Origin of the sequence: Carboxydothermus ferrireducens DSM 11255, from assembly GCF_000427565.1 — a bacterium.
Lineage (GTDB): Bacteria > Bacillota > Z-2901 > Carboxydothermales > Carboxydothermaceae > Carboxydothermus > Carboxydothermus hydrogenoformans.
In genome coordinates this window covers 51,069-73,029 of record NZ_ATYG01000015.1, presented here as the reverse complement: position 1 = coordinate 73,029, position 21,961 = coordinate 51,069, and the positions used below count along the sequence as shown (strand labels likewise).

The 21,961-nt window shown below is 38.3% G+C and carries 27 protein-coding genes; 24 read left to right on the top strand and 3 right to left on the bottom strand.

The annotated features are described in order from the left end of the window. Window positions 1-251 precede the first annotated feature (251 nt). Window positions 252-656: an ExeA family protein gene (locus CARFE_RS14575; RefSeq protein ID WP_210432934.1), complete on the bottom strand. Its 405-nt coding sequence runs from the start codon at window positions 654-656 to the stop codon at window positions 252-254. 90 nt (window positions 657-746) lie between these two features. On the opposite strand from CARFE_RS14575, the gene CARFE_RS0106605 reads away from it, so the two are divergent. The 20 genes from CARFE_RS0106605 to CARFE_RS14550 all read left to right on the top strand — a co-directional run bounded on the left by CARFE_RS0106605 (window position 747) and on the right by CARFE_RS14550 (window position 18,092). After that, window positions 747-1,991, top strand: coding sequence for a hypothetical protein (locus CARFE_RS0106605; protein ID WP_028052175.1), 1,245 nt, complete (start codon window positions 747-749; stop codon window positions 1,989-1,991). A 61-nt stretch (window positions 1,992-2,052) separates the two neighbouring features. Next, window positions 2,053-2,397, top strand: a complete 345-nt coding sequence (locus CARFE_RS0106600; protein ID WP_028052174.1) for a hypothetical protein — start codon at window positions 2,053-2,055, stop codon at window positions 2,395-2,397. A 114-nt stretch (window positions 2,398-2,511) separates the two neighbouring features. Beyond that, window positions 2,512-3,420 carry a hypothetical protein gene (locus CARFE_RS0106595; RefSeq protein WP_028052173.1) on the top strand — a complete coding sequence of 303 codons (909 nt, stop codon included), beginning with the start codon at window positions 2,512-2,514 and terminating at the stop codon, window positions 3,418-3,420. Window positions 3,421-3,506: 86 nt separating this feature from the next. After that, window positions 3,507-4,217: a hypothetical protein gene (locus CARFE_RS0106590; RefSeq protein ID WP_028052172.1), complete on the top strand. Its 711-nt coding sequence runs from the start codon at window positions 3,507-3,509 to the stop codon at window positions 4,215-4,217. Window positions 4,218-4,865: 648 nt separating this feature from the next. Beyond that, the gene (locus CARFE_RS0106585) at window positions 4,866-5,075 is read left to right on the top strand and encodes a hypothetical protein (RefSeq protein WP_028052171.1); all 210 of its coding nucleotides are present in this window, start codon (window positions 4,866-4,868) and stop codon (window positions 5,073-5,075) included. Beyond that, the gene (locus CARFE_RS0106580; RefSeq protein WP_028052170.1) at window positions 5,075-5,458 is read left to right on the top strand and encodes a hypothetical protein; all 384 of its coding nucleotides are present in this window, start codon (window positions 5,075-5,077) and stop codon (window positions 5,456-5,458) included. Before CARFE_RS0106585 ends, CARFE_RS0106580 begins: the two co-directional genes overlap by 1 nt. Before the next feature lie 199 nt (window positions 5,459-5,657). Continuing rightward, complete coding sequence (locus tag CARFE_RS0106570; protein WP_028052169.1) at window positions 5,658-5,840, top strand: hypothetical protein; 183 nt, start codon at window positions 5,658-5,660, stop codon at window positions 5,838-5,840. Beyond that, the gene (locus CARFE_RS15565) at window positions 5,840-6,376 is read left to right on the top strand and encodes a single-stranded DNA-binding protein (protein ID WP_051250209.1); all 537 of its coding nucleotides are present in this window, start codon (window positions 5,840-5,842) and stop codon (window positions 6,374-6,376) included. The genes CARFE_RS0106570 and CARFE_RS15565 overlap by 1 nt, the downstream gene beginning before the upstream one ends. A gap of 68 nt (window positions 6,377-6,444) precedes the next feature. After that, the gene (locus CARFE_RS0106560) at window positions 6,445-7,605 is read left to right on the top strand and encodes a RecT family recombinase (RefSeq protein WP_028052168.1); all 1,161 of its coding nucleotides are present in this window, start codon (window positions 6,445-6,447) and stop codon (window positions 7,603-7,605) included. Window positions 7,606-7,664: 59 nt separating this feature from the next. After that, the gene (locus CARFE_RS0106555; protein WP_028052167.1) at window positions 7,665-8,003 is read left to right on the top strand and encodes a hypothetical protein; all 339 of its coding nucleotides are present in this window, start codon (window positions 7,665-7,667) and stop codon (window positions 8,001-8,003) included. 38 nt (window positions 8,004-8,041) lie between these two features. Then, window positions 8,042-9,496, top strand: coding sequence for an AAA family ATPase (locus tag CARFE_RS0106550; RefSeq protein WP_028052166.1), 1,455 nt, complete (start codon window positions 8,042-8,044; stop codon window positions 9,494-9,496). Window positions 9,497-9,548: 52 nt separating this feature from the next. After that, window positions 9,549-11,888 (top strand): VWA domain-containing protein, encoded by a 2,340-nt coding sequence (locus CARFE_RS16180; protein ID WP_034541788.1) that lies wholly within the window; start codon window positions 9,549-9,551, stop codon window positions 11,886-11,888. Between the two features lie 170 nt (window positions 11,889-12,058). Then, window positions 12,059-13,126: a RecB family exonuclease gene (locus CARFE_RS14560; RefSeq protein ID WP_034541786.1), complete on the top strand. Its 1,068-nt coding sequence runs from the start codon at window positions 12,059-12,061 to the stop codon at window positions 13,124-13,126. Window positions 13,127-13,223: 97 nt separating this feature from the next. After that, a complete protein-coding gene (locus tag CARFE_RS0106530) occupies window positions 13,224-13,406 on the top strand; it encodes a hypothetical protein (protein ID WP_028052165.1) in 183 nt (60 codons plus the stop codon). Between the two features lie 20 nt (window positions 13,407-13,426). Further along, window positions 13,427-13,675 (top strand): hypothetical protein, encoded by a 249-nt coding sequence (locus CARFE_RS0106525; RefSeq protein ID WP_028052164.1) that lies wholly within the window; start codon window positions 13,427-13,429, stop codon window positions 13,673-13,675. Between the two features lie 88 nt (window positions 13,676-13,763). Beyond that, window positions 13,764-15,152, top strand: coding sequence for a DUF3854 domain-containing protein (locus tag CARFE_RS0106520; RefSeq protein ID WP_028052163.1), 1,389 nt, complete (start codon window positions 13,764-13,766; stop codon window positions 15,150-15,152). Between the two features lie 23 nt (window positions 15,153-15,175). Next, window positions 15,176-15,622 carry a JAB domain-containing protein gene (locus tag CARFE_RS0106515; protein ID WP_028052162.1) on the top strand — a complete coding sequence of 149 codons (447 nt, stop codon included), beginning with the start codon at window positions 15,176-15,178 and terminating at the stop codon, window positions 15,620-15,622. A 144-nt stretch (window positions 15,623-15,766) separates the two neighbouring features. Next, complete coding sequence (locus tag CARFE_RS0106510; RefSeq protein WP_028052161.1) at window positions 15,767-16,297, top strand: HAD family hydrolase; 531 nt, start codon at window positions 15,767-15,769, stop codon at window positions 16,295-16,297. Window positions 16,298-16,403: 106 nt separating this feature from the next. After that, a complete protein-coding gene (locus tag CARFE_RS15560) occupies window positions 16,404-17,342 on the top strand; it encodes a HipA domain-containing protein (protein WP_028052160.1) in 939 nt (312 codons plus the stop codon). A gap of 6 nt (window positions 17,343-17,348) precedes the next feature. Continuing rightward, window positions 17,349-18,092, top strand: coding sequence for an HIRAN domain-containing protein (locus CARFE_RS14550; protein WP_051250208.1), 744 nt, complete (start codon window positions 17,349-17,351; stop codon window positions 18,090-18,092). A gap of 159 nt (window positions 18,093-18,251) precedes the next feature. On the opposite strand, the gene CARFE_RS0106495 is transcribed toward CARFE_RS14550, so the two are convergent. Next, a complete protein-coding gene (locus CARFE_RS0106495; RefSeq protein ID WP_028052159.1) occupies window positions 18,252-18,743 on the bottom strand; it encodes an ImmA/IrrE family metallo-endopeptidase in 492 nt (163 codons plus the stop codon). 170 nt (window positions 18,744-18,913) lie between these two features. Here CARFE_RS0106495 and CARFE_RS15925 point away from each other — a divergent pair, with 170 nt between their 5' ends. The 4 genes from CARFE_RS15925 (at window position 18,914) to CARFE_RS14540 (ending at window position 21,409) form a co-directional block, all read left to right on the top strand. Then, window positions 18,914-19,066 (top strand): Spo0E family sporulation regulatory protein-aspartic acid phosphatase, encoded by a 153-nt coding sequence (locus tag CARFE_RS15925; protein ID WP_084138846.1) that lies wholly within the window; start codon window positions 18,914-18,916, stop codon window positions 19,064-19,066. Between the two features lie 102 nt (window positions 19,067-19,168). After that, on the top strand, window positions 19,169-20,197 hold the full coding sequence (locus CARFE_RS15555; protein ID WP_051250207.1) for an HD-GYP domain-containing protein: 1,029 nt from the start codon (window positions 19,169-19,171) through the stop codon (window positions 20,195-20,197). A 43-nt stretch (window positions 20,198-20,240) separates the two neighbouring features. Continuing rightward, the gene (locus CARFE_RS0106480; protein WP_028052158.1) at window positions 20,241-20,579 is read left to right on the top strand and encodes a hypothetical protein; all 339 of its coding nucleotides are present in this window, start codon (window positions 20,241-20,243) and stop codon (window positions 20,577-20,579) included. After that, window positions 20,576-21,409: a GGDEF domain-containing protein gene (locus tag CARFE_RS14540; protein ID WP_051250206.1), complete on the top strand. Its 834-nt coding sequence runs from the start codon at window positions 20,576-20,578 to the stop codon at window positions 21,407-21,409. The genes CARFE_RS0106480 and CARFE_RS14540 overlap by 4 nt, the downstream gene beginning before the upstream one ends. A gap of 48 nt (window positions 21,410-21,457) precedes the next feature. Here the strand turns inward: CARFE_RS14540 and CARFE_RS0106470 are convergent, their stop codons facing one another. Next, window positions 21,458-21,955 (bottom strand): hypothetical protein, encoded by a 498-nt coding sequence (locus CARFE_RS0106470; RefSeq protein ID WP_028052157.1) that lies wholly within the window; start codon window positions 21,953-21,955, stop codon window positions 21,458-21,460. Window positions 21,956-21,961 lie beyond the last annotated feature (6 nt).

The window sequence follows — 21,961 nt, the reverse complement described above, 5'->3', positions numbered from 1 at the left end:
TTTCCTTTTTCTCCTTCTTTAGATTTTTTCTCCAATTATTCGCCATTATCTAAACAAATTCCTTTTCTATTTGGCCACGAAATCTGAGCATTGGACGGTTATTTTATGTGAGTAGAAACACCATAGCAACACTACTTTAAAACAAAAGGATACAGAGATAAAAATGTGAATTTACAAATTAATGCGGTACCTATTTTTCAAAATAAATTAGTTTAGGAAGCAGTTGTAATCTGCAAAAATTGCAAATTATTTTAGTAGGCTATTATCAACTTTAGCAAGCAATGAGTAGCAAGCTTATTGATTAGCCGGGGCCAACTCCGGGATAAGGAGGCAATAGCTTCAATGGCTTGCTCGGAGAAAATATTGTGTTTTGCTCCCGCAAGTTCCATTTGATGCTGGATGTAGCCTGCTACCTCTTCTCTGGTTAAAGGCTCAACTTTATAGTTCATAGCAAGCCTTTGAGCAAGAGGCCTATTCTGGTTTAAGGTAAGTTTATCTAAAAGATGAGGAAGGCAAGAGAGAACCAAGATAAACGGATTTTCCGAATCTATGCTAAAGTTAAAGAGAATACTTATATTGCAAAGGAAAAGGTCTTTAGCCATCTGCATCTCGTCTAAGATAAAAACCGGAGTTATCTTTCTTTCCCGAAAAAACATGAGTACAGCAGTTTGAATTTGGTGAATAAGGTCTACCTTGCGAAACCTTGGTTAAAGGGCATTTAGCAATTAATTGTATGAGGTGGAGAAATGTTTTTCGGACTCCAAAAAATTCGTATTTTTTCTGAAAACGGCGACTTAGCATCTTATTTACAAGAAAAGCAAGAAGCCCTAAAAAAAAGTATTTTCGATGAATCTGAACACTATTTATTGAACGTTAATGAAGAAGAATATATAAAGTATAAAGTTGATGAATTTAAAATAGAACCTCTTAAACTACATTATGAACATGCTTATGCAGAACATAAGGAAGAACTTATACCAGCGGAGTTATTTCCAAGAGATTTTTATGTAATTTCAGGTAAATCTTATCCCAAAATGGTCATTTATTTCCACATACCAGTTGAGGGAGAGTTAAAACTTCTAACATACACGCCAAGTACCAGGATTCTTTGGACTGAGGAAATGTTTTTAAACAAGTCAGAATTGATTTTTCGGAGAATTCAATTTAGAGATAACGTTGAAGCTATTAATAGAGATTACGAGGCAACAGTGCAAAATCTAAGAAAGATGGAAGCTTATATTAACGAAGATGTAAATAACTTTAATAATACTCTGCGGACAAAGATAGAAGAGATTTTCAGGGGTCGAAAACAGGAATTGTTGAAAAGGCGGAACTTACTTTCGAGTTTAGTTGTTCCGATTAAACGTTCTGATAATGTACCGGAAACTTTTGTTATACCTTCTCCAGGAGTGAAAAAGAAAATTGCAGTTAAACCTCAAGTATTTGAAAAAAGATTTACCCCAGAACCAGCACTTGACATGCAAACATATAAGGATATTCTAAAACTAATCCATGATATGGGCAAAGAATTTGAAAGGAAACCATCTGTTTATTCAGGCAAAAGCGAGGAGCAGCTGAGGGATCATTTTTTAATGTTACTTGAACCTCATTTTGAAGGTTCTGCAACGGGAGAAACTTTTAATAAGAACGGAAAAACAGACATACTTCTTAGGTATGAAGGCAGTAATGTGTTTATAGCGGAATGTAAATTCTGGAGAGGAAAGGGAGCCTATCTTGACGCAATAAGTCAGCTATTGAGCTATTTGACATGGCGAGATTCTAAAGCAGCAATAATCTTGTTTGTAAGAAATAAAAATATATCCGATGTCTTAAAAACGATTGAGGTGGAAACACCTAATCATGGGAACTATTTGGGGTTTGTTAATAAAGAAGACGAATCTTGGTTTAATTACCGCTTTCATATAAAAGGTGACCGAAACAGAGAAGTGAAATTAGCAGTAATGGTTTACCACATTCCGACAGTTCACTGAAGTACAATTTTATGATCTAAAAATAATTTTTTATCAAGAAAAGAATAAGTGAGGTGCCCTGATGAATGATATAGAAAGCGAAAAGAATTTTTATATCAAAAAATTACAAGATTATTTAGAATTGATAAATCAAATTTACTCATTAATAAATCAAAATAATAAAGAAATTGCCCGCTTAAAATACAAGGAACTAAAAAATGCTTTAAAAGGTGATTTTCACAAATATAATACGCAAAGAGAATTTAATAAAATAAGTGAATACGGGAAGGCAGTGTATTACTCGTTAATTATGCAAGTATATGCCAATATTAATGTAAGCACAAATTCAAGCCTGACTGAAATTAAACAAGCAGTTATTGAAATTGAATCTGAATTAAATTACATTCTTAGTAACATTGAAAAATAACTTAAAAAGGTTTTTCTATCTTAAAACTTGTTCTTCGGAAAAAAGTGTTAAGACTTGATACCTGAGTGCAGTCAGAATGTTTTAGTGTTCGGTGTTTAGGGGTGGCACAGGGGAGTGGGCGATCTATTTTGCGCATTTGGTGATGAATCCAATTGGAATAAGGGGAGATATCGTTCAATAGGCTTAATTTCACTACCCAAAAGATATGTTAAGGAAATTGAAGAAAAAATCAAACTTATTTTGAAAAAAGAAAAGCTAAAAGAGTTTAAGTGGAAAGAACTGAATCGGAGCGAAACAAAACGTGCTGCAACGAAATTGCTTGACTTATTAGTCCATTATGCTTGCCTAAATGTATTACGTGCAGATGTTTTGATTTGGGATATAACTGATAAAAGACATGATGTATTAGCAAGAGATGATACTGCGAACTTGCAGTTTATGTATTATAAACTTTTAAAGAATGTCTTGACTCAAAAATGGCCAGACGAAAGCGAATGGATTTTAGTTTTTGATGAGATTTCAGGTGTGGATTGGAATGATGTAGGTTATTACTTGAAGAAAAAAGAGGTAACTTTTGATTTTGAAAAAAATATATTTACTCAAAACAATTTTAGCTTTCGGTTAAAAAGAGAGTTTAAAATTTCCGAAATTCATTCGCCAAACAACTGCTCGGTGGAATTTCCAATAGTTCAGCTGGCAGACCTGATGGCTGGTATAGCAGCATTTTCCTACGAATATTTTACATTTTTTAAGAGATATAAAAGCAAAGACACATTAAGTTTATTTTGTGATGCAACTGATGATGACTGTAAAAATATTCCACGTTCAAAACGGGAAAAGTTTGAAGTCCTTGAGTATTTTGATAACCTATGCAAAGATAAAAAGCTTGGCGTAAGCTTAAAAGAAAAGAAAGGATTATATACTTTTAATTCAAAAAACCCGATTAATTTTTGGTTTTACACTCCGCAACATCCTGCAGATAAAGCTCCTACTAAAAAATTTAAAATTGTAAAAAGGCTTTAAAGGAAGTGAATATTTTTTACAAAAGGAATTACCCAAATATTGCAAAGACACTGTTTCGCAGAGCGTAATTTAAGAGGAGGGGTTGGATGACAAGCAAAGTATTTAAATTTTTTTTAGTCTTAAATTTAATAGTTGCCATTACAATATTTGGATGTTCATTCAATAAAAATAAGGAGGGTAAAATTAAAAAAATAAATAAAGACGAAAATATAACGTCAATTTATGAACAAACTTATAAAGATAATATCACTTTTCAAGAAAATACTGTAGCAAAGAGTTCATATACCGTTAGGGCTGAAACTTCAAACAAAATTCAAAAGAGTAATACAAAAGTTATTGTTCCAACAAAACTTGAAGTAACTGAGATGTTTGATAAATTACATAAATTCTATACGGATTATTACGGGACTAAAAAGGAATATATTGATAGCATAAAAAAAATAATTAATAATCTACCCCCAGAATGGCAAGCTGGTGTAATGGTAGTAAGATTTATCAACAATGAAACAAATGAATTTGATTGTGACTATTTCCCTATAGTAAAAACAACTGATGGTTATATATTTGCAATTTATTACTTAAAGGGAGTGGAAGTATGTGAAGTTAATTATGAAAATGTATATGGCGATATATGGAGTCCTGTATCGCAAGCAGAAATAAATCCGATTGCAATTTGGCGGTCAAGCAAAGTATGGAAAGAAAAACAGGATAAGATTTGGAGTAGAAATTATTGGAAAATACATGGTTTTTTTGAAGATCCCGACTTACCCGATGCTGAATGGTTATCTCTTAATTAAGTAAGAAGAGGTAAAATAAAACGATTTTTTTCAAAATATTTCTTTCTGTTTTTTATTAAACCTAGTTATTCATTTAAAAAGTTAATTTTCTTTTTTGGTACAGGATGAACTATAAATTTTCTTGACATAATGCTTGAGTTTTTCTAAACTAAAATTAAGCAGGAAATATTTTCTTTATTTGGCGTTCAAGTAAGGACAGCCTCAAAAAAGTTTTTAAAGGCCTCCTATGTGCCTTAACATTTTTAACGTTGGTCTCAAGGACACATTTTGCTCAAAAGTTTTCAGGGCAAAGTGTGTCCTTTTTGATTTTTCCAAAAGAAAAGGGGTGATGGGTAATTAGCATAAGTTGGGTTGAGGTTGATATTCAAACAGGCAAGCCTTTACCTAATCAAAGTGATTTGATAGGTAAAACATATTCTGATCCGCAGGGCAACATTATTGAGGTTGTAGGAATTTGCAATCTTTTCCCTGCAACCCACGTTGTCGTTGAAAGGAAGAATGATGGAAGAAGATGGAGCGTAAACGCTGAACTTATAAGAAACCTGTAAGTTTGGCGTTTTTAGTCCAAAAGCCGTCTGTGAGCGTCCAAACCGCTTGCAGGCGGCTTTTTGCGTTTTAATCCAAAATTCCAGAGGAGGAGTGGTCGAAATGGTAGCTTACCTTCAAACCTATCCAAACCGTGAGCGGGCAATAGTCCAAAAAATCTTGAACAGCCGGGCCCTTAAAAACAACCTGAAAGAGGTTGTGGTGATGTATCCCGGAATGGGATACATCAAAATTGAACTTATCAACCAGGTAAATTCGCAGTATCTCAAAATCTCCGGCGTTTTGCGGGTACTGGAAGAGGTGAACTGCTGATGCTAACAGCAGTTCTCACCTCTGAAAGTAAAACGGGGATACTACTGTTTGGGTCGCCGGAGGAACACAAGGAACTTATTCTTAATTCTGCTGCTTATTACGGAGCAGAAGGTCTAAAAAAGATATTTGAGGAAAGCGAAAAAATCTTCAAACTATACTCTGGGTTTCATCCCGAGCTGGCGGGTGAAACTGCAGTTGAACTGTTAAGTTCTTTTGGTTTTGAAGACTTCACAATGTTCTGTACAGCAGAAGTTGTTGAAAATGAAGGGGGGGCTTATTTCAAGGTCTACCCCGATAAAGTAACCTTACGCTATGAAAGAGACGGAGTAGAACTTATTTATCCAATCAATTATCCCAACCTGCGTGTTCTCAAAGCCTCATAAATCCAAATCCCTGCCGTGTTCATCTCATCCCTCACCTTTCTCACGGCAGGGAATGAAAAGCCTTTATGCCTTTGACCTCTGCCGGGAAACCGGCAGGGGGAATGGGCATAAAAGCATTTTAGGGTCAGGTAAGACCCGAAACAAGCCCAGATTAAGAGCCTCGTATGGCTCTAATAAAAAATTTAGAGGGGTGGTCTAAATGGAAGGTACTTTACTTCCAAACACGGCAGTTAAGTATGCAGTGCGTAAGCACTACGAAAATTTAACTGCCAGTCAACAAATTGAGTTGCTTGCCAGAGAGGTGCAGGCACTCAAAAAGTTAAACCTTTATCTTCTCCAAAAGTTAGTTAAATTAAATCAAATCCAAAGGGGGAATTTCTAATGAGCATCAACCAAGTGTTTTTAGTGGGTCGTATTACTGCCGACCCAGAGTTAAAAACCAGTCAGGCAGGAGTTAATTATGTGCAGTTTACTCTGGCCGTTGACCGTCCCAAGACGGCCAACAATCAAAATCCCGGTACTGATTTCATTCCGGTAGTAGTATTCAACGGGCAGGCCAAGAACCTTGCCCAGTATGTCAAGAAAGGCCGTCAGTTAGCCATTGTCGGCAACCTGCGGGTAGACCAAATTACCTATCAGGACGGAACAAAGAAAACTTCTATCCGGGTATTTGCGGAACGGATTGAGTTTTTGGGAAACCCTAACGGTAATCAGGCACAACCGCAGGAACAACAAGCCAAAAGTAAGCAGGGAGTAAGGCAATTGCCACAAGCACAGCCTTCACGTAGTACGCAACAGCAGGCAAAACCGCAACAAACACAACCTGCACAGCAACCCCAAATTCAAGGGGTAGTGGAAGAAATTGAATTGCCGGATGACTTCAATTTCGACTTACTTGACGAAAACTTACCGTTTTAGTCTAAAAAGGAGAGGGGAAACCCTCTCCTTAAACTTTTAAAAAAAACTCAAAAAAGGAGTGGTGCGTTGTGTCTAATAAAAATTTAGTTCAGTTACCTAATCAAAATCAATCTATTATTGAAGCTCCCACATTAACCCGGGAGCAGATAGAACTTGTTAAAAACACGGTTGCCAAAGGGGCAACTGACGACGAATTGCAAATGTTCCTGCATATATGCCAAAGATACGGACTCGACCCATTTAGAAAGGAGCTTGTTTTCCAAAAGTTAGGAGGACAAGTTACCTTCATTACCAGCCGTGACGGATACCTCAAAATTGCAATGCAAGATCCAAACTACAGGGGGTTACAGTCGGCGGTAGTAAGAGAAGGCGACGAATTTGAGTTTATCCCTTCCGAATTCCAAGTCCGGCATAAATTCGGTAAGACCAGAGGTAAAATTCAAGGTGCATGGGCTATTGCATACCACGCAAAAAGAAACCCTATGGTCGCTTATGTAGAATTTGCCGAATACGTAAATCCCAATTCGCCGACGTGGAAGAAATATCCGTCAGCGATGATCCAAAAAGTAGCGGAGGTTTTTGTACTCCGCAGGCAGTTTAATATCTCCGGCGTAGTAGCAAAAGAAGAAATCTCCTACGAAGCCGAAGACGAAACTGTTGTAGAAATCCCGGCCGCTAAAGTTACGGTTGAGCCCGCTGAACCTATCCAAGCTGAAGTGGTAGTTGAACCAGTACCCGAAGTTCAAGAAGAGGTGCAAGCAGAAGTAGTAACCGAACCTGCACCTACTGCCGAACCTACTCAAGAGCCAGCTAAAGCAAAAGTCGAAGATAAAGCCGTCACGGTCTTCGTGATGGCAAATAAAGACGGGAAGGTAATCGAAGCCTGTGATGTGGCAGACGACACACGTTACATTATCGCAGGGGACTTCAAAGATGCTTTTCCAGGTGTAGTAATAAACGTTGCAGGTAAAGCGGCGGGCAACAAGATTAAGGCTGAAACCGTAGAACTTGTCCAAGTTTTAGAAGCAACCGGGGAAGTGAAAGCAATAAATACAACCCCTAAAGCCAACTGGTATACAGTTGATGTCGCAGGAATTATGGTACTTGTTGCTACTCCAGCTGATTTAAAAGCAGAAGTAGGGCAAAAAGTTATATTTGCAGGGAAATTTCAAGAGGTAGCTGGAAAACAAGTGGTTATAGCAAAAGAATTCCGGGTCGAAAATGAGTAATCTAAAGAGGGAGCGGGCAACCGCTCCTTCTTTAATCTCATCTCAAGGAGGGGTCTAAAATGCAGGGCATTACCTCTGCACAGTTAAATTATCTCAAAGCAAAGGCTTTTCATGATGCCGTATACAGCGAATATTTAGAACGAACTAAAAATTTGAACTTTGATGAAGACTTTGATAAAGCCTTCTGGAAATCAGAGAAAATCAGGGAAGAATTGAACCTGTCGGAAGCAGAAAGAGAGCTAACCGAAGCGGAAGAAGAACTTATAAAGTTGCTGAAAGAAAAAGTTCAAAATCTTCCCGGGTATGACGACACTATCGAAAAGGCATTTAATGCCCGACATCTTCTTAACATTCGCAAGGAGCTTGTCGGGTTAGCCTTAAATTTGAGGGACGAATAATTCGTCCCTTATTCCAAAAATAAAGGGGAGTGGTTAAAATGCTTAAACAGGTTTCGGTTTATCCAAAAAACGTGGAGGCCGCTAAAGAGAAGCTGGCTGACACGGAAATATTATTTGCAGATAAAGAAAAGAGTACACTCTTTATCCGTGTGGGAAAACACGGGTTAGAGTATTACGGCGACGAAAACAAAGTCGTACATAACTGTACGGCTTTGTCCCATGGACGTCCCTGTTATCACCTCGGGGCGTTGTATTACTACATTGAAAAAGAGGGGTTACCAGTTCCACCGGCCAAAAGAGGACTGGCAACCTTTGTGATAGACACAGAGGAAGAACAGTTAAAAGATGTAATTGACAAAGCAGAAGTCTTAAAACATATGACTGATGAGGAAATAGACGAAAAATTAGAAAAGCAAAAAGCCGAAGCAGAGAAGAAAAAAGCCGAAGAAGATGCCAAGCAAAAGTTGTACAAAGAAATCGAAGAAGGAAATGATGAAATTTTAAAAACCCTTTCTAAAATCCTTCCTTACAGGTTACTCCAAAGACTTAAAACCTTCCGTGAGGCTCAAAACTCCCGCCTTACCGAAGAGCAAAAATCCCGTGTGCCAAGTCTAAAATATATTCCCTCAAACGGCGAATTCGTAAAAGCCCTGTCCGCACTCCTGCACCCAGTTTGGTCAGCTCCCTTGCTGACCGGGCCAAAAGGTACAGGTAAATCCACATTAGCCGAAAGTCTTGTAGCGGCACTCAATTTGCCCGTCGTAAAAATCTACGGCGGGATTGACGTGAACGCCGAAGGTTTGCTGGGTGGAAAAACCCTCGTACCCGTTGAAAACAAAATAGACGCAGTAACGGAGATGAGATTAAGAACAGCGGCCAAGGCGGCAGGGGTAGCAATAGAACCGATATTGCAAAAACTTAAAGAAGTCCAATTAAGGGTTTCTTTTGAACCCGGACTGCTGTTAAACCCCGTACTTAATGGTGAAATGGTTGTAATGGAAGAAGTCAACATGTTACAACCCGATGTAACAAGTTTACTGCACGGCTTGCTTGACTGGTCGAAGCAACTGTCAGTACCGGGTTACAGAACCGTTACCGCACCGGAATATTTCCGGCTGGTCGGGACAATCAATCCGGACTATGCCGGAACTAAAGAACTCAACGAAGCATTTGAAGACCGTTTTAGATTGATTGAAGTACCGTATCCGGAAAGAAAGGTACTACTGCAAGTGTTATTGCAGGAAACGGGTATCGAAAAAGAACTTGCAGAAGTGATGGTAGATATATTTGAAAGAATTAGAGGCCGGGTTGAAAACGGGGACTTAGACACACGGGCATTGTCATTCCGCCGATTACTTCGTGCGGCAGAAGACATAAAACTGGAAATAGACGAACCCTTCAAATGCATCCAGTCCAACCTTGCGGAGGGACTGGACGAAGTCGAAAAGAACATCATTATCGAAATTGTGCGTGATTATCAGAGAAACTTCTAAAACTGCGGGGAATAGTATCCCCGCAGTAAACTTCTTAAAGGGAGTGGTCAAAATGAGCGTTTTAGAGAATATTTATCAAACCTATGCACGTTCCCTGACGGAACTGAACGAATTGAAAATCATCGTGGACGGCGGAGATAGCCGGACGGATATGAAAAATATCTACGTCGGCCCGCCTGCCATTGAGTTGAAAGACTTCTTTGAAGAATACCTTTATCAAAAGTCCACAGTAGCTCACGAATGTGGGCATCTGCTGTACACTCCAAAAGAAGCATTAAAGCAGTTGAACAACATTTTTGAGAAATACATCTATAACGCTTTAGAAGATGTTCGCATTGAACGGGCATTGGGTAATCGCTATCCCGGGCTTGCGGCACTATTTGCACTGCAAAAGAAACTTTATTTTGAACGCCGCAAGAACTGGGGAAATTCACCTTTCATAAAGAAAACTTTCGGCATCTTCTGGATAGGCAGTTATGGGAAACTGCCGCCTGCTCTGGAAAGCGACCCAGAAGTAGTAGAGTTTGTGAGGGAAAACCTGCAACTGATCGAAAAAGCAACAACAGCAGAAGATCCAATGATAACGCTGAAAATCGCCAAAGAACTTGCAGACAAAGCAAATCCTAACATGAACGACCTTGTAGAAGCAGAACAAATCTCTATAAATATCCCTGCAACAGGCAGGCCGCAGAAAGCCGAAATTAAACAGGATACCAGAATGTACAAAGTCCAACTGCCAGCACCTGCACCCACAAACGAAGAAAATCAAACTCCAGAAGAAAGTCAACCTAAAGAAGAAAATTTACCATCTAATCAACAGCAGGAAGCTGAAAGTCAAAATTTCCAGCCCAGCAGCCAGCCAGAAGAAACCCAAGAACCCGATGAACCAGAAGCAGACGACAACAGCGGTAGTAGTAAAGCCGAAGAAACAGAGCCAGCCAAAGAAGAAAGCAATCATTTAGCCGGAAGCAATACGGAAACCAGTAATCAAGAAGAACTCGAAGAAGAAAACAAAATTCCTGCCGATGAAGGGACAGAAAACGAAGAATTGGAAGAAACAACAGAAGAAGTGGAAGCAGAAGAAGAAAAGCAAGAAGAACCCGGTTATCCAAACACGACAGGAGAAGAACAGGGAACAGAACCCAAAACCGAAGAAGAAGCTAACAAAGAAGTACAGGAAACATCATTTAACGAAGAAGAATTCAACTACCCGGAAACCGAAAAAGAAGAATTCAGAGAACCAGAAGAACCGGAAATGAACGAAGAAGATGAAGAATTCCCGACAGACGAACCAGCAGAAGAAGAAATAGACGAAATAAGTGAAGAAGAACTAAAAGAAGCACTCGAAAACCTAAAAGAAGAACTTAGCGATGAAAGAAAAGCCGAAATTGAAGAAGAAAAAGAAATTGAAGGCGAAACCAACTTTGACCCGCAGGCAATAGAAGAAGCATTAAAAGCACTTAAAGCCGAAGCCAATGCAGTCTATAAAAAAGTCCAAATGGAACGCAAAAATAAGCCGGACTACAACAGGTTAAACCAGCAGATGAAAACGTGGGTCAAGGAAGAGCTTTGGCAGAAAAGGCCAATACACAAAAAACACGAAGCAGAATTCTATACGTTAAGACCAGAACCAGCGTTATACAAGAGAATTGTTCAACGAAATCAAAAACAAATTCGGGAACTGACAACTTCAATCAAAAGGGCAATTGAAGCCAGAAAAGCACTTCTTGAAAGAGGAAAGAAATACGGAAGATTGGACAAGTCTTCCATCTGGAAGGTAGGAGTGAAAGAACTAAATCTATTCTCAAGAAAAAACAACCCACGGCAGGAAAAAGTAGCCTTTTATCTGCTGGTGGATTGTTCCGGCAGTATGGGCATAACCGTAAGTGGAACTGAAAAAAACAGAATGGAGATAGCAAGAGAAGCGGCAACGGTTTTTGCAGAAGCACTTAAAGCACTAAACATACCCTTTGCCGTAACAGGATACTCAAGCGGAAGCAAATGCAATTTCTACCGGACAGTTCGGTTTGGTTATTATGATGAAGACTTACCAAGAATTGTGAATTTAACCAGCGGATATGGCAGCAGACACGGGNTTTTCATTCAGGTTGCCGCAAAAGAACTTTCGCTGCGGCAGGAAGAGAAGAAATTTTTAATCGTAATAACCGACGGACTGCCGGAGGATGATGCAGAATACAACAGATACGGTTACAGGGACGTAGCAGAAGCGGTAACAGACGCAGAAAAGATGGGAGTAAAGGTAATAAACCTGTTCATAGGCAACGAAAGAGACGCAAAAGAAATCAAAAAAATTTTCAAGCACACCATAAACCTTCATCAACCAGAATTCCTGCCGAAAGTTTTAGGAAATCTTCTTGCGAAACTAATCTAATACATCTAACCTTGTACTCCCGACCGCTCACCCTGCGGGGTGGGCGGAAACGGCAGTACAAGTAATTTAGGGGCAATTAAGTCCCGAAGTAAAGAACAATTAAGGTGCTGTTAAGTGCCTAACAAAAAGACTTGTACTGTCCAAAAAAATTTTTAGAGGGAGTGGTCAAGATGCTGTTTTCCTACTCAAGACTGGACAAGTATCAGACTTGTCCAAAAAGCTTTTATCTCAAGTATGTTGTTCAGATACCAGAGAAGCCGACAGCCTCTCTGGCGTTGGGCAAGGCGGTACACGCAGTAATCGAAAATGTGGTCAAAACCCAAAATTTCTCAAAGCCGTACATTGAAATTCTTGCAAAATCATTAGGCGAAGCCTACGGGGTAGAAAATCCAGAAGAAATCGTCTGGCTTGCTTTTCGGGACGCAGTCCTGAAAGAAGTTAGACAGGGAGGAACGGTCGAAGAACAGTTTGAGTTAGAACTTTCTCCAGAAGTCCGCCTGCAGGGTTTTATAGACCTCTGGCGGGAGAACGGGAGCAAAATTGAACTAATTGACTGGAAAACAAACTACAACACTTACACTCCAACTGACACCTACCAGCTACCATTGTATGCTTACTACCTGCAGGAAAAGACCGGAAAGCCTGTCGCAGGAAGACTTGTTTTCCTGCGGACAGGGGAAGTTTTTGAGCAGGAATTTACCCAAATGGAATTAAAAGAAGCGGTAGGCTGGGCCGTTGCAACCGGGAAAGAGATCCTTCAAAAGATTGAGCAACTTAACGAAGTCCCGGAAGATTTGCTGTTTCCTGCATCACCGTCGCATTTATGTGAATTTTGCGGGTATGCAGGAATTTGTCAGGGACAAATCGAAAACACCTCAGAACCGCAAAGTTACAACGAAGCAGTTAAACTTGCTGAAGAAATAATCAGAATTGAAGCTATTTTAAAGGAAAAGAAAGAACAGTTATATAAGTACATTGAAGGCACTAACATTCCAATTCCAGTTGGTGAGAAAGAGTTCCGGCTGGTAGGTGAAGGTTACTTCAAATGGACACCGGAAGCAGTCAAAAAAGCGTATGAATACGCTGTCCAAAAAGGGCTTGATCCGTTCAAGTACCTTTCACTTACTTCCACAAATGCCGAAAAAATGGGGCTTACTGATGAGGACATTAAAAGCCTCGGGGCAGAGTGGAAGGAACGGAAGCCAAGTCTGAAACTGGTCAAAAGAGGTGATAACTAATGCCTGAACAGGTAACTGCAGGTATTATCATAGTTATTACCTTTGGGTTTATCTTTAAACTTGTCCATGACTTATTAAAAGAAGAGGAGGGTTCATTATGAAGAAATCCAAAAAGAAAGAGTGCGATCATGTTTATGAACGCAACCCCTACTGTGGAGCTTGGGTTTGCGTTAAATGCGACGACCACAAAGGTCTCGAAAGATACTTTTGTGGTTGGTCAAGAACTTCCAGCAACGGCTACAGAGAGTTGCTGGAGATGGGCGAAACTATTGAAGAGTAAAAACCCAAAGGGGTGGTCTTATGTACCTCAATCCCAAAGACGCTTTTGTAGCCGTCGAATATAACGACGACTATAATATGCGATTTCATTATGCTTGGGAGTTAAAAGACGGGAAAATCCTTGTAGCAGAATACATTTCCGAAAACTACCCTTCTTTTTCTATATTTACCTTCGATAGCCTTGAGGAATATCTGGAGGCTATTGAGGGCGTTGACTGGATTATCGAAAATGTTGATTTGGAAGACTTAAAGAAAAAAGTTGCTGTCTAAAAAACAACTTTAACCTGTTCTTGTCTAAAAGGAACGGTCAAATCTGGCCGTTCCTTTTACTTTTCAATCTTAAAGGGGAGGGTCTAAAATGGAGGAATTTGACATTATTGAGATAGCCAGAGATTTTGGGCTTGTGCAGGTAAAAGAACGTGGCAGGGAAAAAATCTTCCGCTGTCCCTTCTGCGGGGACAGTAAAAGAAAAACTCACGGACACCTGCACATAAATGCTGAAAGAAACGTTTTTAAATGCCATAGATGCGGCGAAGAAGGAAATGTACTCCAGTTGTACGCCTATCTTCGTGGTATTTCCACGAAGGAAGCGTACAAAGAATTGAAACACGGCAGAGACTATAAGCCTTATAAAATTCCCCGCAGAATTCCTTTAGTAGATGAAGAAAAATTGGAATACAAAACATATCCGGTTTATGAAGAAATGATGAAGATACTGCCTCTCTACGATAGACACCTAAAAGCCCTTGTTGCCCGGGGATTTACGGAAGATTATGCAAAAGCAAACTTCCGCAGTATTCCCGACAGTCCACAAGAAAGACAGGAGATAATCCGAAAACTCCTGCATAAATTTGGTACCTTAAAAAATACTCCCGGTTATTTTACCAAAGCCGGACGGTGGGAGATGATGGGAGCACCCGGGATTTTAGTCCCGGTAAAAACCCCTGCGGGTAAAATTGCAGGGTTTCAAATTCGACGGGACAACCCCGGAATAATCACCGTCTACGGTGAAGGTGAAATAAAAGTCCGGGTGGAGTATGAAGATGAAAATGTTGAAATTGCCTTTACCGCCTGTCAGGAAAATGGCAAAGCAGTAGTTGCAGGAAAGAAAAGCCTCAAGGTCATTTATCCCAATAAAGTAAGGGTTGGCACCACAATCAGGATAAGAGTTATCCACGAAGGAGAAGAAATAACAGACGATGCAGAGTATTCCATTTATGGCCCTGCAGTAATGAACACGAACCGTAGCGGTAAGTACATCTGGTTTTCCAGTGCCGGACTTCCCAACGGAGCAGGAATAACATCAATGCCAACGGTCGTACTAAAAAACCCCGCAAATAAGCGGGTGTGGGTAACAGAAGGCATACTCAAAGCAGAAACCGCCGCTAATCTGATAAACTCAAACTTTATCGGTGTACCGGGAATAACAAACTGGAAACACACTACTGAAATATTACAGAAATTGAGACCAGAACAAATTTTGGTAGCTTTCGACCAAGAAGACAATCCCCGCACCCGGGAGCAGGAAGAACTGCTTTGTCAGGAAATTGCAGAATTAGGCAAGGTCTACAAGGTAGCGTGGGATAAAGAAAAGGGCAAAGGCATAGACGACTTTATCCGTGCCGAAAAAATGACCGAAGAGGAACTATTGGACTTCTTCGGGATTAAACCCGAAGAGGCAGGGGTAGCAAAGAAAGTTTTAATCAGGCTATCCCAGATCTTCGGTCAGATAGCTGAAAATCTCTAAAAAAATAAGGGGGAGTGGTCTAAATGAACACAATCGTGTTTGGCAGGGTAATTCTGGTGAAAGAAAAAGAAATCCAGTATCACGCAAATGTAAGCATTACCCAACCGGAAGATGCCTATCGGATAATTACTGAAAATACTTTAATCCAAAAAGAAGCTCAGGAAATATTCGGTTTTTTAGCTTTGGATGCGAAAAATAAAGTTATGGCAATCCACGAAGTTTCCCGGGGTACTGCCTGCAACGCACCGGTTCATCCACGGGAAGTATTCAAAGCGGCAATACTCTATAACTCTATAAATATTATAATCTTCCACAATCACCCCAGCGGTGATGTACAACCAAGCGGGGAGGATTTGAATATAACAAAAAGACTTCAAGAAGCAGGCGATTTACTGGGAATTAAAGTATTAGACCATATAATCATTGGCGACAGGAAGTTTATAAGTTTAAAAGCTGAAAGGCTGATGTAAAGGAAGTATATTAAACATTTTCACACTACTACTGCCTATCGGTTTCCTCTGTCTTGTAGCCTTTAATGCAATAAAAAATTAGAGGTGGTCTAATTGGGCTGGTTACCGTTTTTAAATGCAAGGAACATAAGGGGAGTGGTCTAAGTGAGAGGTTTAAGAAGAGAAAAGCCTTTTCGAGTGTTCGTTGATATTTGCAACTCTATTGCAGATGTCAATTCAGAACTCCAAAAAAGAGGGGTAGACACTACCGTCTACCCCTCTAAAGTAAATTTTGGAACAGAGGAATGGTTAAAGGTTTTTGCCGAAGCACTTCCATTTCCGGGGAGTGCTGAAGCAATCCAGAAGTTGGCGGAGGACTTTGAGGTGGTTTATATCACTTCAAGGCCAAAAATTGCAACCTTTGTTACTCTTCGATGGCTGAAACTCTGGGGTTTCCCGGAGGGGGAACTCCTGATCGGGGTAAAAGACAAAGCAAGATATGCTAAAATTTTCAATCCAGTATTTGCACTTGAGGACGATCCTAAAATAGCTAAAGCATACACAGAGTTAAGAGTTCCGGTCATAGTCAAAAAGCAACCTTACAACTGCAGTTTAGAAAGAAATCCTCTTGTGGTGGTTGTAGAAGATTTTATGGAGGTATGGCAGTTGGGGGTTGCATTATCGGCATTTAAATAAGTTCAAAAGCAGCCCTGCACTCTGCGGTGTGGGGTTGCAATTTTGCAGGAATTTAATATTTGAGTGTCAAATATAAATATCATTAGTTTGTGGAGGAAATTTCAAAATGCTTAAACCCTTTGAAATTAATGACGTTAGCGATTGGACGGAATATGTGGGTTTACCTGTAAAAGGCAAAATACCTAAAACGTGGCTTGTATCTCCAGAACTAAATAAATATTTTTTATTCAAAGTCCCGAGACAAAATACTGGAGAAATATGGGCTGAAAAAATTTTTTCAGAAGTTGGTAAATTAGTGGGAATTAAGACTCATAATGTATATTTTGCAAAACGAATGAGTTTTGATGGTAGTTATATTATAGGAATTATTTGTGAAAACATCGCAAGAAAATCTGAAAACCTAATAGAAGCTTATGAACTCTTTAGCACGGAATATAATAATTTTGACAAAAGAAATGACATCAGATATAATGTATCCAACACCTTGAAAATTGTTAAAAGCCAGTTTTCTGGAATTGTAGAAAGGGTTGATTTAGAGAATATCTTAAATGACTTTTTTACAATGATTATTTTTGATGCATTAATGGGATATACAGATAGGCATTGCGAGAATTGGGGTTTATTATTTTCTGAAGGTAAAATTAGCTTTGCGCCTCTTTATGATAATGGTAGTTGTTTAGGAAGAGAGTTTTGCAGTAAAATAAATAATTGCAATACAGAAATTGGTTGCAAGAAGATTTTACAAAAATTGAATTCCCCAAAAGATTTCTCAAATTACCTTATAAAAGCAAAAAGTCTTATCCTATATGATACTTGCACTCCTGAAAGCCATTTTAATTTGATACAAAAAATTGTTAATTCAAAAAATGGAGACCGTTTAATAAGGATTTGGGAAAACATTATTGCAAGAATTTCTGATGAACAAATCATAGATGTGATTAATAAAATACCTGAAGAAATAATGTGCATAAACCAAAAAAATTTTGCTCAAAAAATTATCTTTGAGCGGCGTAGAATTTTAAATGAAATTTTAATGGGTGGCTGATAATTTATGGTTGTTAAAGAAAAGGAAAAAGAATTAATTTTAGTGTGGAAAGACCCAAAAACCCGCTTACGTTACCCTGTAGGTAGACTGTGGAAAGAAAATGAGGAATATTATTTTAAATATCTTGATGAAGAACTTAAAAAAGCAGAAAAAGCAGGATTCTTTTACTACCTGCCATTTACAAAGAAAAATCAAATCTATAGGTCAAGTAAATTGTTTGGCAGTTTTGCTTCAAGACTGCCTGATAAAAAAGACATTACTTACAAAGAGCTTTTAAAACGCTATAAATTAGATGAAAAAGATGTTAAGGATGAGTTTGATTTACTTCGGATTACAGGAGGAATTTTGGCAACAGATACTTTTGAATTTTTTGAGCCAATCGAATTTGAAGAAGACGGCAATTTTGAAATAGAATTTTTAGTAGCAGGTTTAAGATACTACTTTGATGAAAACCTTTACAATAAAATTAAAATTGGCGATACAGTTGAATTAAGAGCAGAATTAGAAAACGAATACGATCCCCACGCGGTAGAGGTCTTGTATACAGGTAAGAAAATTGGATATGTTCCGGTCATTTACAGCAGCTATATTGATACTGTTGTTCAAAAAGGCAACTACAAGGCAGAAGTCATTGAAAAAGGTCACGACTGGCTTGGTCAGAAAACCTTAAAGATTAGAATGGAGGGAAGAGCTGAACAGTATATTATTAAGTCGTTAGAACGTTCAAGAAAATTGGAAACCGGCACGTAAATGTGGTTAATTATGCAATTTCAAAACTAAATCGTTAACTAAGAGCTCTTTCTTAGAAGCCCCGGGACTTCCGGGGCTTTAATATTGCCTTTTATTTGATGTTGTAATTTGTTAACGGCAACTCTTAGAAATGAATTCCGGTGCTTTCTCGCTTGGTTTCTACAGTAAGCCTATCTCTTTCAGCCTTTCAACAATTATTGTTTTGGGAACTTGAAAAAATTTTTGTAAGCTGTTTATTTTTTCTTCTGTAATCGGCGGCACGGCTTCGTGCTTTACATAAACCAAAGGTACTATTAGCTCTTTTGCAAATAGTTCGGCTTCTGCTTCAAAAGTTCTTTTTAGCTTATTGTAAAGATTAGACGAAACCGCAGGATATTCAGTAAAATCTAAATGACCAAGAAGAATATGACCCAAACATAATGCATAGTACCAGAGCATTTCATTGATGGCAGGTAAAGACATTAAATAAATATTTTCTTTCTTTGAAACAGTTGCCCTAATAAGTTCTCTATGTACTTCAAATTGAAATGGTATATCGTTTCTTTCAAGATATTTCTCTAAATCTATTATTCTTACCGGATAATCACAGGTCTTTCTCACTATTCTGGCTTTTGCTTTAACAAGCCTTTCCCGCACATAAGGTTTATTCATTTTATACCCTCCCCATAATAGAACATATGTTCTATTTTATTTTAACAGGAAAATCTCTTACGGTCAATGAATTTACAAAAATGACAATATTCGACAAAACATTTCTTGACTTTGCCAGCTCACAAATGATTTAATCCTGAATGTGAGTTTTTTATACGGGAGAGGGGAAAATGAATATTGGTAAGATATTGATAAAAATAGAAAAAACAAGAAGGACTTTAATGAATATTGACCTGAGTGAAAGGGAAAAGTTGATAAAAATAAGCCAGAAGCTGGATGAGCTAATTGTGCTTTATTACAAATTAAAGGAAAAAATGAATTAAAGTGATGTCTAAATATGGCGAAAAATGTTGCATTAATCATACTTTTCAATCTTTAAAAAATGACTTATTATGTAAAAAAAGCTCTAAAGATGGGGGAAAAAGATGTTAGCAGTTGACATCACTTCTTTTGCTTTTGCTTTTAACCGAACCCTCGGACTGCTTGAAAAGCACGAAAGACTTCACAAGATGAGAAGGACATTGATTGGCCTTCAGCTTGGGAAAAAGCTTAATTTAAGTGAAAACGAACAAAAAAAGATTTTCCTTTATTCATTAATTAATAATTTGCAGAATGAGCTTTCAGCCCAGATTGCCGAAATAATTTTTATAGCCGGAAAAGTTGCTGAATTTTTACGTGGAAGAAATGTGTGTATTTTTACCAAAAACAAAATGAAAAGGTACTTTTTAAATGAGTATCTTAGTGTTTTCCCTAAAACTCCAGCGGTTTTGGTGCTGTTTGAATTAATGGAAGAAGATGCTTTTTGGTTTAATTTAGAAGAAGATTTTCTCTTTTTGGATATTCTCAAACTGGCAATGGGGTGGAATGATTTATTAATTTTAACGGAACCTGAAATTAAAAAAGTGTTTGGTTTACTTACAAGACTAATTGACGGCAAGGATATATCTACAAGAATGCATTCTGAAAGGGTAGCGCTGATTGCTTTAAAAATAGGCGAAGAATTGAAAATTCCTGCAGAAACATTGAAGATAATTGAAATAGCTGGACTTTTACATGATATTGGAAAAGTTGCAATTCCTGCAAAAATACTTAACAAGCCGGGAAAGTTAAGTGAAAATGAATTTTTACTGGTAAAATCACACCCTTTTTATACATATAAACTTTTTGAAATGGTTAGGGGATTAGAGGAAGCCGCAAAGTGGGCGGGATACCATCACGAAAAACTTGACGGGAGCGGATATCCGTTTAAAATTAAAAAGGAAGGTTTAGATCTTGAAGCACGTATCATACAAGTTGCAGACATTACCGCGGCTTTAACGGAAGATAGAAGCTACCGGAATTCACTCAAAAAAGAACAGGTTGTAAGCATTTTGAGAAGTGAATCAAGAAATAATAAGATAGATTCGGATATAGCTGAACTTACGATAAAATTACTGCTTGAGGGCAGAATCTAAAAAACATTGAGAGGAGGGTGCAGTATTAACTGCAAAGGTGGTCATGAACTCAAATCGAACTGCGGAGCTAAGCATAAGGCTTTCAGAATTTGAAGTTCCTCCCGTGCAGGATTTTCTTGTTATAGGGAAAAAGGCTCCCATTGGAATTGAAGCTTTTAGCAAAATGGTTGAATTTATTTCGCCAAACCTGTATAAAGCAATAAAACTTAACCACGACAAATTTGAGGGCGTGGTAATTAAAAAAAGTTGCTTAAATATAATAGAAGAAAATGTATTGCTTAATGCTTTGATGGAAGAAGTTGATGCTATTTCCGATGAACGCACAATTTTTAAAGGAAGCTTAAATATAGCTTTGAGCATTAAGAAGGAGATAGAGGTATGATTTTGCAGGTCAAAGAGGTAATGACTGAAAATCCCGTTACTATCGAACCATATCAGAGCCTTATGGAAGTAAAAGAACTGATGAGGTCAAAGCGAATTGGTGGACTGCCGGTAGTGGAAAACAATCAGGTAATTGGCATAATAACATCCAAGGATTTAATCTTTTACCCGGAAAACAGGTTGGTTATTGATGCCATGACTAAAGAGCCAGTGGTAATAGAAAAAAGTGCGTACTTGTTTGAAGCTTACCAAAAAATGATAAATAACAAGATAGAACGACTGCCGGTGGTGGATGATACAGGTAAGCTTGTTGGCATAATAACCAGAAAAGTAATTGAGCGATATATAGGTTCATATTTCGATCCAATGACAGGACTGCCAAAGAAGGAATATGCTTTGTATAAATGTATTGAGCTTATTAAAAATAACAAACCCTGCAGTATTGCTTTTATTGACCTGAACAATTTTGGAGAATTAAACAAAAAGCACGGCCATGTAGTGGGGGATCAAATTTTAATCAAAGTTGCAGAAATATTAAAACAACTGGATGAAAGTATGATTGCCGCAAGATACGGCGGAGATGAATTTATAGTGATAATGCCCTTTGAAGAAGAAAAAGCTAATGATTTTACTAAAAAACTTTTAACTACCTTTGAAAATGTTCAATGGCCCGAAAATATAGATTTAAAGTGTGCTGTTGGCATTAAAGAAGTTACTATTTCAGAAAAAACTAAAATCTTTGATGATATTTTTTACTGCATAAACCAAGCAAGTTTAAAGTGTAATGCTATCAAAAAACATTTTTTTCAAAAGTCAAATGACGACCTTTAAAAGCAGTGAACTTCTAAGATAAACCCCGGATTCCCGGGGTACTCTTATTTAAGCCTTTTTCACACGTTTAAATTTCTTTAACCGTTCTATTTCCCTGCCAAGTTCCTCTTTAGCCCAGTTAAACGGTATTCCGGCGGCTCCAGTCATTTCCCGGAAAAGTTCTTCGTTTTCGTCAAAAAACTCTTTTGCCAGTGCACCACTGTTAAAAAGCAACAATTCTTTTGCAAACATTTCCATTTCTTCTTCGGCCTCAGAGGGGTCTCTTCTGTATTTTATCGCCAGAAAATTATCGGCATGTCCAAGGACGATAAAACCAAGAGCCTTACATAGCCAGTAAGTCCTGCCGGATAGAGCAGGAACATAAGCTACATACCCGCCAGCTTTCTTTTTGGCCCAGACCTTTTTTTCTTCACCTTCAACAAACTGCACTGTAATGTTCTTTCTTTTCATATATTCCAGAATATGTGGCATTAAAACCTGAACGGGACTTCCCATTTCAGCATAAACCCTCTGTGCCGCTACCTTAACCAAATTGGGACGTACCATAAAAAT